The sequence below is a fragment of the Nitrincola tibetensis genome (assembly GCF_003284585.1).
GTDB lineage: Bacteria > Pseudomonadota > Gammaproteobacteria > Pseudomonadales > Balneatricaceae > Nitrincola > Nitrincola tibetensis.
In genome coordinates, this window is record NZ_QKRX01000002.1 from 272,289 (window position 1) to 284,320 (window position 12,032).

The 12,032-nt window shown below is 46.9% G+C and carries 12 protein-coding genes; 3 read left to right on the plus strand and 9 right to left on the minus strand.

Annotated elements, in window-relative coordinates; translation table 11 throughout:
* The first annotated feature begins 73 nt into the window (after positions 1-73).
* Positions 74-3,781 carry a methionine synthase gene (gene metH / locus DN062_RS03405; RefSeq protein ID WP_112157531.1) on the plus strand — a complete coding sequence of 1,236 codons (3,708 nt, stop codon included), beginning with the start codon at positions 74-76 and terminating at the stop codon, positions 3,779-3,781.
* Positions 3,782-4,029: 248 nt separating this feature from the next.
* Here the strand turns inward: metH and DN062_RS03410 are convergent, their stop codons facing one another.
* From DN062_RS03410 to DN062_RS03450, 8 genes are all read right to left on the minus strand, one after another.
* Complete coding sequence (locus DN062_RS03410) at positions 4,030-4,794, minus strand: phosphoribosyltransferase (RefSeq protein ID WP_112157533.1); 765 nt, start codon at positions 4,792-4,794, stop codon at positions 4,030-4,032.
* A 131-nt stretch (positions 4,795-4,925) separates the two neighbouring features.
* Entirely contained in the window at positions 4,926-5,441 is a 516-nt protein-coding gene (locus DN062_RS03415) for a P-loop NTPase family protein (protein WP_112157535.1), read from the minus strand.
* A gap of 270 nt (positions 5,442-5,711) precedes the next feature.
* On the minus strand, positions 5,712-5,930 hold the full coding sequence (locus DN062_RS03420) for a DUF6500 family protein (protein WP_112157537.1): 219 nt from the start codon (positions 5,928-5,930) through the stop codon (positions 5,712-5,714).
* A gap of 130 nt (positions 5,931-6,060) precedes the next feature.
* Positions 6,061-6,375, minus strand: a complete 315-nt coding sequence (locus DN062_RS03425) for a helix-turn-helix domain-containing protein (RefSeq protein WP_112157539.1) — start codon at positions 6,373-6,375, stop codon at positions 6,061-6,063.
* Positions 6,362-6,523: a hypothetical protein gene (locus DN062_RS03430; protein WP_205126638.1), complete on the minus strand. Its 162-nt coding sequence runs from the start codon at positions 6,521-6,523 to the stop codon at positions 6,362-6,364. Before DN062_RS03430 ends, DN062_RS03425 begins: the two co-directional genes overlap by 14 nt.
* Before the next feature lie 231 nt (positions 6,524-6,754).
* The gene (locus tag DN062_RS03435) at positions 6,755-7,276 is read right to left on the minus strand and encodes a GNAT family N-acetyltransferase (RefSeq protein ID WP_112157541.1); all 522 of its coding nucleotides are present in this window, start codon (positions 7,274-7,276) and stop codon (positions 6,755-6,757) included.
* Positions 7,277-7,365: 89 nt separating this feature from the next.
* The gene (locus DN062_RS03440; protein ID WP_112157543.1) at positions 7,366-7,515 is read right to left on the minus strand and encodes a VOC family protein; all 150 of its coding nucleotides are present in this window, start codon (positions 7,513-7,515) and stop codon (positions 7,366-7,368) included.
* A gap of 452 nt (positions 7,516-7,967) precedes the next feature.
* Positions 7,968-9,410, minus strand: a complete 1,443-nt coding sequence (locus tag DN062_RS03450) for an aspartate ammonia-lyase (protein WP_112157547.1) — start codon at positions 9,408-9,410, stop codon at positions 7,968-7,970.
* Positions 9,411-9,545: 135 nt separating this feature from the next.
* Between DN062_RS03450 and DN062_RS03455 the strand changes: the two genes are divergently transcribed.
* Positions 9,546-10,448: a LysR substrate-binding domain-containing protein gene (locus DN062_RS03455; protein WP_112157549.1), complete on the plus strand. Its 903-nt coding sequence runs from the start codon at positions 9,546-9,548 to the stop codon at positions 10,446-10,448.
* Between the two features lie 66 nt (positions 10,449-10,514).
* On the plus strand, positions 10,515-11,153 hold the full coding sequence (locus tag DN062_RS03460) for a thiopurine S-methyltransferase (protein WP_162301242.1): 639 nt from the start codon (positions 10,515-10,517) through the stop codon (positions 11,151-11,153).
* Positions 11,154-11,171: 18 nt separating this feature from the next.
* Here DN062_RS03460 and DN062_RS03465 read toward each other — a convergent pair whose 3' ends face one another.
* Positions 11,172-12,023, minus strand: coding sequence for a DMT family transporter (locus tag DN062_RS03465; RefSeq protein WP_239995682.1), 852 nt, complete (start codon positions 12,021-12,023; stop codon positions 11,172-11,174).
* Positions 12,024-12,032 lie beyond the last annotated feature (9 nt).

Here is a 12,032-nt window from a genome sequence, read left to right on the forward strand (position 1 = left end):
GTTCAAGAAATCCCCTCACTGTCTGAGGTATAATGCAATCAAGTAAAGGTTAATCTTCAAAGGCATAGCAAACGTGAGCAAATCAGCAGTATTTACCTCTCTAGAACAGACCCTGAATCAGCGCATCATGATTCTTGATGGCGGCATGGGTACGATGATCCAGAATGAAAAGCTGCAAGAAGATGACTATCGGGGAGAGCGCTTTAAAGACTGGCATGTCGATGTCAAAGGCAACAATGACCTACTGGTTCTGTCTCAGCCGGATTTAATTCGCCGCATTCATACCGACTACCTGCTGGCGGGCGCGGACATTATCGAAACCAATACGTTTAATGCCACTGTGATTGCCATGGCTGACTACGAGATGGAATCGCTCAGTCGTGAAATTAATTTTGCGGCTGCGCGCTTGGCTCGTGAGGCATGTGATGCCATCACACAACAAACACCTGACAGACCCCGATACGTTGCCGGAGTCCTTGGCCCTACGAATCGTACCGCCTCCATTTCGCCAGACGTGAACGACCCTGGCTATCGCAACGTATCCTTTGATGAATTGGTCAATGCCTATACCGAATCCATCGATGCGCTTATCGAAGGAGGTTCCGACATCCTTCTGATTGAAACAATTTTCGATACGCTTAACGCCAAAGCGGCCATTTATGCCGTTGAAGATTACTTCGATACACATAACCTTCGTTTGCCCGTTATGATTTCAGGCACCATTACCGATGCATCTGGGCGTACCCTTTCAGGGCAAACCACAGAAGCCTTCTGGAATTCGGTTCGCCACGCTCGCCCCATCAGTGTCGGTCTTAACTGCGCACTCGGCCCGAAGGAGTTGCGTCAATATGTTGAAGAGCTGTCTCGCATTTCTGAAACCTATGTCTCGGTTCACCCGAACGCGGGCCTTCCAAATGCCTTTGGTGAGTATGATGAAACTCCAGAGCAAATGGCCGTCGAAATCAAAGAATGGGCTGAGTCGGGGTTTGTGAATATTGTGGGTGGGTGCTGCGGTACAACCCCCGATCATATTCGTGTGATCCGTGAGGCAATCGAAGCCCACTCGCCTCGCCAACTGCCGGATTTAAAAGTTGAATGCCGTCTTGCCGGGCTTGAACCTTTAAACCTTGGCGCTGAAACCCTTTTCGTCAACGTAGGTGAACGTACCAACGTCACGGGGTCCGCTCGCTTTCGCCGCTTAGTAAAAGAAGGCGATTATGAAACCGCTCTAGAAGTTGCTCGGCAGCAAGTTGAGGCAGGCGCTCAAATTATCGACATCAACATGGACGAAGGGATGCTGGATGCGGAAGCGGCGATGATCCGCTTCTTGAATCTGATTGCGTCAGAGCCGGATATTTCCCGCGTTCCGATCATGCTGGACTCCTCCAAATGGGAAATCCTAGAGCAAGGACTCAAACGTATTCAGGGTAAAGGCATCGTTAACTCAATCAGCCTTAAAGAAGGCGAAGAAAACTTTATTGAGCAAGCGAAAAAAATTCGACGTTACGGTGCTGCCGTCGTCGTTATGGCCTTTGATGAAACAGGGCAAGCGGATACCTACACGCGTAAAATTGAGATCTGTGAGCGCTCCTACAAGGTGTTGACCGAAAAGGTCGGCTTCCCACCGGAAGACATCATTTTTGACCCTAATATTTTTGCGATCGCCACCGGCATAGATGAGCATAACAATTATGCCGTTGACTTCATCGAAGCCACGAGCTGGATCAAAAAGAATCTACCCTACGCACGCATTTCGGGAGGGGTTTCTAACGTTTCCTTCTCCTTCCGTGGCAATGATAAAGTGCGTGAAGCCATCCACTGTGTCTTTCTCTACCATGCAATCAAGCAAGGCATGGACATGGGGATCGTCAATGCCGGACAACTCGCGATCTACGACGACCTTCCAAGCGAATTAAGAGACCATGTGGAAGACATTGTTCTTAATCGACGTGATGATGCAACGGAGCGCATGCTTGAGCTCGCTGAAAAGTATCGCGGTGATGGTACAGTGGCGGCCGTCCAAGATGCTGAGTGGCGCAGCAACTCCGTTGAAAAACGCCTTGAACATGCCTTGGTCAAAGGAGTTACTGACTTTATTGACGAAGACGTTGAAGAGTGTCGTCAATTGTTTGAGCGCCCCATTCAGGTGATTGAAGGACCCTTGATGGATGGTATGAGCGTCGTCGGTGACCTTTTCGGGGCTGGCAAAATGTTTTTACCTCAGGTTGTCAAATCCGCTCGCGTCATGAAGAAAGCCGTGGCGTATCTCATGCCTTATATCGAAGCTGCAAAAGCTGAAAACGCCAGCACCTCGGCGGGCAAAGTGATTATGGCCACCGTTAAAGGCGACGTTCACGATATTGGTAAGAACATTGTGGGTGTTGTCTTGCAATGCAACAACTTTGAGGTCATCGATCTGGGCGTGATGGTCTCATGTGAAAAGATTTTGAAAACAGCCAAAGAGCACAATGCCGACATTATTGGCTTATCCGGCTTAATCACGCCTTCGCTAGATGAGATGGTGCACGTTGCGAAAGAAATGCAGCGACAAGGCTTCACCATCCCCTTAATGATCGGCGGTGCGACAACCTCGAAAGCACACACAGCGGTTAAAATTGAGCCAGGGTATAAGAACAATCAAGTTGTGCATGTCACCAATGCCTCACGCTCGGTTGGCGTTGCCTCTTCTCTGTTATCAATAGATAAAAAAGATCAGTTTATCAAAGATATACGTGATGAATATCAAGCAGTGCGTGAACGTCATGCTGAGCGTCAAAAAGACTCTCGCCGAGTAACACTTGAAGCCGCGCGTGCAAACCAGCACAAAATAGACTGGGACAATTACACTCCTCCTAAACCGATACAGCCGGGCATTCAAGTCTTTGAAGATTACGATCTCAACACGCTTCGTGACTATATCGACTGGACACCCTTCTTCCAGTCGTGGGAACTCGCTGGGCGTTATCCGCGCATACTAGATGATGAAATTGTAGGTGTCGAAGCGCGCAAACTCTTTGAAGAAGCGCAAGTCATGCTAAACGACATCATCGACAACAAACGCCTGCAGGCGCGTGCCGTGCTTGGTCTATTTCCTGCCAACAGCGTGAATTATGACGACATAGAACTCTATACTGATGAAAGTCGCGAACATTGCCACATGCGTCTTCACCATCTGCGCCAACAAACGCAAAAAATTGAAGGCAAAGCCAACATGTGTCTTGCCGACTTTGTCGCGCCTAAAAAGACAGGCAAGGAGGATTGGATCGGTGCCTTTGCCGTCTCGACAGGATTTGGCGTTGACGAATTAGTTGAAGAGTATGAATCACGGCAAGACATTTACAACAGCATCATGGTGAAAGCCTTGGCTGATCGCCTAGCCGAAGCCTTCGCTGAGCATCTTCATGCACGCGTGCGCAAAGAGTTCTGGGGCTATGCCACTGACGAAGCACTCGACAACGAAGCGCTTATCAAAGAAAAGTATCAAGGCATCCGCCCTGCTCCAGGCTACCCCGCCTGCCCAGAGCACACAGAGAAAGGCCTGCTTTGGCAGCTGCTGGATGTAGAGTCGAAAATTGGTATCAGCCTGACAGATAGCTTTGCCATGCTGCCCACGGCGGCCGTTAGTGGTTGGTACTTCAGCCACCCTGAATCGCAATACTTTGGTGTCGCAAAGATCAGTGAAGACCAGGTTGAAAACTACGCCAAACGCAAAGATTGGACAATGGACGAAGCTGAGCGCTGGTTATCGCCCAACTTGGGGTATGAACCAGAACAGAAGTGATAAGCAAGGCTCCTTGGGTCCGTTTGTTTATGGATTCTGGGAGCCGATTCTGTCAATATGCAATACCTAAACTCCTTACCACGTTACATAAAAGAGCTTTGTGACAATTATAAGTATTTAATAGAAGAATAAATATTATGTATCGTTTCAAGCCCATAAAAAAGCCCACGTGAAAACGTGGGGTCGTGAGTATGTAACATAATTAAGCTTTTGCTAACTCAGAGTCAAGTCGAGCGAACTCTGAAAAGCTATTCTTCAGATCTATGCGCAAGGATTCTACTTCGGATTTCGTCAATGCTTGGGGCTTTCCTGAGGTGCCCTGCTTCACCTTGTGTGAGTTTGTCCACACCAAAGCCAACTTCGCTTTTCCACCATTCATCAAGTTCGTCTCCGTGCTTGTTCTGTATAGCTTTGAGCATTGCTTCCTTTATGTTAAGTGAAGCAGCTCCATCGTGTCCCGTCAAGGCAACAGCCAATATAACGTGACCGCCTTTATTCTCAATGTAACCTCTGAGTGAAGCTAAAGTACCACCCATCGATAATGTGTCATCTAAGATAACATAGTTACGTCCTTGCTGCACATTCCCATCGAAGAAAGGATATTGAGACAAGCGGTAATACGCACCTTTATCCGTTCTTTGGGGCTTATTAGCTTGAACTATATCATCACATAACTCCAGTCGGAGTTTTACCGCCAAATAATACGCCAGAGCAGCTGGTATTTTATTGGTGCCAAATTCCTCTATGGCATGAACAGGAAGAATTAGAGCCTCGCTACCTTGAACGATTGCACGCAACTCTTCGATCTTCTCTTGAGGTACAATATCTTTTACAAGTTGCAATGCAGCGCCATTGTTACCATTTTTCTTAGCATCATCGTACCTCTCATGCTTCTTAGCAGAGCCGAGAGGGCAAAAAATAAAAACTGAGGGGAAATCAACCCAAGCAACTCGAGTTTCTTCTTTTTTTAAACGCTCTCGATACTCTGCGAGAGACACGACTTTACTAGGCATTCACACTACTACAAAATCCAATTTTTTTTGCATTCTACTAAAAAGGATATTTGTTGCATACACTGAATTGTCCGACAATAACCGCTGCTTATACACCATGCACCTGTTACGCACATGGTATGTTATAGACTCTATTTGATCGTTCGCTGCACAAAGTTATTTAACTCAGAAACTGACCTGACTATATATAATGATTTTGTAGCGGACATAGCCTCTAATCGACCAATAAAATCATCATTCCAAAATTTCGGGCATAGCCTTAAAGCCTTGTAGCTTTCCAAAGTACCTTTCATTACCGAGCTACCATCAGGCCAACCCTCAGGTTTGACGTAAAGCCCTTTTAACAATCTTTTGGTAACAAACCAATAGCTCGTTATGTATGGCAGATCAACGTAGACCAAGGTGTCAGCTGCTTCCAATCGCTGATTAAATGAACCCATCGGGCCAAACCCGTCAATTATCCAGCTTTCAGACGATAGGATATCTTGATGCGTTTTATCAAATGCGCTTGCATCAACCAACTCACCATTTTGTTTGTACACGATCGAATCTAATTGGTGTAGAGGTATGCCAGTCGCCGATGCTAAGGCTTTGCTTAGGGTTGATTTTCCGCTTCCTGGCTTACCAAAAACGGCTATTTTATTCATACTGCCTCCTTGAAATAGACTATTCCCATGAGGCAGAAACAGAAAACCCACCTCTCTAGGGTGGGTTTGATAAACTAAAAACGCATCACAACGCCCACCATTCCTATTGAATGATGATAATTCGAGCTGTTGGTTGCGTAAGATTTAAATTCATATTTTCAGCCTGCTAGATAAAAATATTAATGTCAACGCTCAATTGAATAAAAGTGTTTGCGAAAACATGCAGCATCGCCACATTTCTGAGTCTGGTTGTGTGCTTGATATCTATAATCAGAGCCCGCGCTCTACCATCCCTTTAATTTTATGCGCTTTTTCAAAGTGATCGAGCTCGTGCGTCTGAATCCACCAAGTCGCAGCCTCCATTAAAAGCTCCGGATCATCATTCTTATTGGCAAAGAATGCATAGAAAGAGACACCTACTGAATCGCCTTTATACGCTATCTTTTTGTTGCAGATTTCGACAATTTTGGACCTGAGCGCGCTTCTCATTTAGTTGTTTGTTCCTTATGTAAGCTTGTTTTCTGTAGGCCATTCGCAGCAAGCAGAATCACTGGCTCAGTAGCCGCTGACGCGGCCAATAAAAAACAAATGCTTATGGCTAGGTTTGGGTTCAAAGGTGTTATAGCTCAGCAATATGTGACAAAGTTTCTGGATGACGTTGTACCAATTTTAAAAGGGTCACTGCTTGTCCATTTGGCACACTACGACCTTGTTCCCAATTCTCTAGCGTTCGCGAAGAAGTATGAAGTAATCGGGCAAAAACTCCACGGGACATATTGAACTGCTCTCGAATGCTCAAGATTTCATCTGGTGATATATTCAAATCACCTACGTCATACACGTAATGTGTTTTCAGCGTCAATTTACCTTCCGAATGCTGTTTAGCCTCAACAAGAGCTGAGCTTAACTCCGCAAATAAATCACGATTGCTCATTACGCCACGCCTCCAATGTACCTTGAATCACCTCACCCTGTTTAGGGTTTAGCATTAACTCAGCTTGAAAGAGTCTATACACTTCATCACTAAGATATACATCACGGTACTTTTCAAAAATTTTTGACTCGACAAAAATACTTTCCATAAATAAAGCGTACGTCCCTAACGTATAGATGGCAAGATATAGTTTGGATGAGAGCACGTAGGCTTTGACTTAAGATCCTTACGGCGCTAAACCACTCTTAGATGCGTCAGGAGGCTCTTTATGGCGAAGTAGTAGCCTAACGGTCACATTCGAACAAGCTTGTCCGAACGGTCCACACCTAGGCAATCTAGTGAAAAAGGCGCCCGATATAACATCACCTGAAGCAACGTGCTATAGGATTTTCAAATTATGCTTATTGAGCCGATACACACGAACATCCCATCCGCCATATTGCGTTTCATAAAATGATTGAAATCCGATCTTCTCAAGCACTCTGATAGATGCAACGTGACGAAGTGAGACGATTCCCACGATTGACTCGATATTACATTTTGCGAAGCCGTACTCAAGAACCTTTCTCGCAGCTTCCGAAGCCAAGCCCTTTCCCCATTGAACCTGAGCGAGGCGGTATGCGACTTCCACTACTTCGACTCCATCCACAGTTGCATTACTTAAACCACAGAATCCAATAAGAGCCCCCGACTGCTTCTCGATTAAGGCCCACTGGCCATAACCCTGCTCTTTATATGAACTTCTACACCCTTCGATGAACTTTGCAGTATCCACTTCTGTCAGTGCGCCCTTGCTTGAGAACTCCATCACTGATGGATCACCAAGTATCTTGCTGAGCGCTGGCGTATCACTGCTTTCAAGCTCTCTAATCAGCACTCTTTCTGTTTCTGTAACCATCATCGATCATTATCCTTATGTAAACTTCGGCCGCGAGGGCTTGTAAACATCTCATGTTCGTCATCTTGACGACGATTTAACGGCACCTATATTTATAGGTCATGTAGGTTCGGGTAGGCTGAGACTTCAATAAGATTTCCATCGGGATCTCTGAAATAAAATGACGTGATTGAACCTTCCGCACCGGTTCGCTTTACAGGCCCCTCCGTGATCGTCACACCTTGATTCCTTACATGCTCCATTATCAAGATAGGACGTGCCGCTTACGGCGAGTCCTTCTTGGCCGCAATATTAGAGCGCATTAGGTGACCACGAGCTAGCCAAGCTCCTGCAACCAATAAAACTGCGTAAGCGAAAACTGTGTAAGCAGATATGATAAGAGCAATAGGGTGCCGATCAAATGCAATTAATTCAGGTAGATGAATGCTAACGGGTGGCAAAATAAAATCGAAACCAGCACCACCGCGACAAACCCCTGCGCTAAGATGCGCCGAAAATAAGCGACCTGCCCTGTGGGGTAGCTATCGCTACAGCAAAGAATTCAAGGCTATAACCATAAGCAATAAAAGCAACTCAAACAAGAACGGTAATCATAAAGAAGGGGGGGTTATCTATACGATGCGCAGTCGAAACCACAAAAAATAAGAGGAAAGCACTTTCGCACTTTCCTCAGATGAATGCATAAAAAGCAGATTTAGCGCATTATACGTCGCGGATTAACCATATTCTCAGGCTTAAGAATCTCTTCCAGAAGCGCATCGTCAATCAAGCCCTCCTCTCTTACCAGCTCCAGCACGCCCTTTCCAGTTTCAAGCGCTGTACGCGCAATGCGAGTGGCGTTGTCATAACCGATGTAAGGGTTTAGCGCGGTAATCAAGCCAATGGACTGGTTAACCAGCTCAAGGCAACGCTCACGATTAGCGGTAATGCCAACAACACAACGCTCGCGCAGCATATCCATCGCGCGTCGCAGCAAGCGCATAGATTCCAGAATCTTATAGGCGATCAATGGCTCCATTACGTTCAACTGCAATTGACCATTTTCAGCGGCCATCGTGATGGCCATATCATTCCCGACCACCTGGTACGCAACTTGGTTAACAGCTTCAGGTATCACAGGGTTTACCTTGCCTGGCATGATCGAAGAGCCTGGCTGTTGTGCTGGCAGGTTGATTTCATTGAAGCCAGTTCTTGGTCCGCTGGACAACAAACGAAGGTCGTTACAGATTTTTGATAGCTTGATCGCCAAGCGCTTCGTCATTCCCGAGAACAAAACAAATGCCCCCATGTCAGATGTCGCTTCAATTAAATCTGCAGCCAAGCGCATAGGGTGTCCACACACATTGGACAAGTGTGCGACGGCTAAGTTGGCGTATTGAGGGTCAGCGTTGATGCCCGTACCAATCGCTGTACCACCTAGATTCACTTCGCGCAGCAAATCATACATGCCAGCGATGCGTTCAATATCTTCACCTAAGGTGGTTGCATAGGCGCCAAACTCTTGTCCCAAGGTCATAGGCACAGCGTCTTGCAACTGGGTACGGCCCATTTTAATGACGTCATGAAACTCGTCACGCTTGCTCGCAAATGCACCTTGCAGCAGCGCTAGGCTGTCGACCAACTCTGCGTGCGATAACTGCAAACCCACGCGGATGGCCGTTGGATAGGCATCATTGGTTGACTGAGACATGTTGACGTGATTGTTTGGGTGCAGGTGTTCATATGCACCTTTTGCATAGCCAAGGTATTCCAGACCGATATTGGCAATGACTTCGTTCGCGTTCATGTTGGTTGATGTGCCCGCACCACCCTGAATCATATCAACAACGAACTGGTCGTGATATTGACCATTGATCAGGCAGTCGCACGCATAATGAATCGCTTCTAAATGCTTAGCTTCCAAATGGCCTGTATCGAAGTTAGCTGATGCAGCGGCCTTCTTCACCATGGCCAGACCCAAAATCAATTTTGGAAAATGCGCTAAGGGTACGCCAGTAAGCACAAAGTTTTCTAACGCGCGCTGTGTTTGAACCCCGTAGTAAGCCTCTTCTGGAACAGCCAGGTAACCCAACAAATCTTTTTCAATACGGTGTGGCTTTTGAAGAATTTCGTCCTGACGTGGAATATCTGTAATCATGATGGCTCTCAAAATGGATGGTATAAATCAGTGCAACGACTGACTGCATGCGCATTTTCGTACAATCTTAGCTCTACAATCCAATGCTATTATCAGATATATTATGCAAGAAATGCATAACGTGAGATTAAACCAATGGACTTTGAAACTCGCTGGCTTGAAGACTTTCTGGCTTTAGCATCAACACAAAGCTTTTCTAAAGCGGCGGAGAAGCGCCATGTGACGCAGCCTGCGTTTAGTCGCCGAATCAAATCGCTTGAAGAAGCGGTTGGCGTACTACTTGTTGATCGCACCCGAACGCCCATTAATTTGACGGCTGAGGGGCAGTTATTTTTAATCAGCGCGCGCAGCATCGTCAGTCAATTGCACGAAACAATCACCCGTCTACGCGGTCTCTCCCCGCATCAGCAGGATATTTTAGAGGTCGCCGCAGCCCATTCGCTTGCCTTCACTTTTTTCCCAGACTGGTTGAATTCATTAGGCAAGCTGACGGATGAAATCTCTATTCGCCTGGTCGCAATGAACGTTGAAGACGCTGTTCATGCACTCAGGGATGGCCAGTGCGATATGATGCAGGTCTACTATGATTCCTATGCGACCTTACAATTAGATCCCGTTATTTTTCCATCGATACATCTGCTCGATACGTCAATGATCCCCGTGTGTAAACCCGATCTCGACGGACAGCCCCTGTATAGTTTAAACAGCCCTTCTGATGAGCCGATTCCCTTTCTGTCGTATACATCAGGTGCATTTTTAGGCAGAACGGTGCGGCTGCTACTCAAGCATCACCCCATACGTTTACGCTTAAAGACAGTGTACGAAACAGCGATGGCCGAAGGCTTGAAAGGCATGGCTCTGCAAGGTCATGGAATTGCTTGGATGCCGAAACTCTGCATTGAACGAGAGCTGGCAGAAGGACGCTTGGTTGCGTGCGAGGGTGATGAGTGGCAAACACCGCTTGAAGTGCGCCTCTATCGTTGCACTTTAGTAAACAAGCCCATCGTGAATGCCCTATGGAAGAAGCTGAAGACCTGAATCTCATCAAAAACTAGGCTATGATAGCTGCTATATTAACAATCGATAATAAAAAGGAGTCTGCAGTTGGAGCATCAGTTTTGGAAAGACCGCTGGGAGCTAAACCAAATCGGCTTTCATCAAACCGAAATTAATACATACTTAAGCCAACACTGGAGCGAACTCGGCCTAATGGACAATGCGCCCGTCTTTGTTCCCCTGTGTGGAAAAAGCTTAGACATGTTGTGGTTGCGCGAACAGGGGCACGATGTTTTAGGGATTGAGTTATTCGAGGTCGCCTTAGACGCATTTTTTTCTGAAAATGACATTATTCCTACAAAAGAACGCACAGAGCGTTTTGTGGAGTTTAAAGCGGATCGCTTAAGGCTTTTAGCGGGTGATTTTTTCCATCTACAAGCAGAGGATCTTGATGGAATCAATGCAGTGTATGACCGTGCGGCCCTCATTGCCTTCCCTCCGGAGATGAGGGCTCAGTATGCAAATCACATGAGCCAACTGCTCAAGCCGGGTGCGCATATTATGTTAATCGCAATGGAGTACAAGGACGGGGTTTTAAAAGGTCCGCCCTTCTCCGTCAATGAGGCTGAAGTCCATCAACTCTACGCCGAGCACTTTGATATTCAGCTGAAAGGCGCCTTTGATCGCGCATGGGTGAAAGACAGATACGTGACCGAGAAAGTCTATTCACTGACTCGTCGTCCATAAAATAACGGCGTACCCTCTTTATGAGGTGTGACGCCGTTTTCGCAATGTCATAAATCCAGCAATACATACCAGGCTGATGCCCGCAAAGGTGTAGATATTGAGTTGCTCATCCCATAGCAACCACCCCATCAGTGCAGCAAAAATCACAGACGAATAGGTAAAGGGCCCTAGCTGACCTGCCGGAGCCATGCCATAGGCCCTGCTGAGCAAGAGTTGTGCAAGGGTAGAACTTGCCGCTAGACCAACTAACCACATCCACTGAACCGGTGTTGGCGTCATCCAGTTCAATGCGGCAGGCACCGCGGCCAACAGGCTTCCGAAAAAGGCAAAGTAAAACACTATTTTCTGCGGCGATTCGCTGCTGCGCATGGTTCTAACCGACACCTTGGCCGTCGCACCGAGCACCGCAGCAAGTAGCCCCACCAAAACGGCATGGTTAATCACACCCTCATCAGGTTGAAGAATAAATCCAACGCCTGCAAATCCGACGATAATCGCCCATTTTAGCGCTGGATCAATCGACTCTTTAAGCCACCATAAAGCAATAATAGGCACAAAAAAGGGTGCCATCTGCTTCAGCATAGCGGCTTGTGCTAAGGGTAAATGCGTCCAAGCGTAGAAGAGGCATGTCATCGCGCTGACACCAATCAGCGAGCGCATAAAATGCAAATGCAACCGCGAGGTTGGCAGCTCTTCCCGTCCTCTTCGCAAAATCCAGGGCATGAGCCAAACCAAGCCCAGCAAATTACGCATCAAGACAATGACTTCCAGCGGCAAACCATCGCCTAATTGACGAACAAAAATACCGCTGGTGACCAAAAAGATCTCGGATGCAACAATCAATGCTGCACCCATGGCAAGAGGACTCAATTCACACTT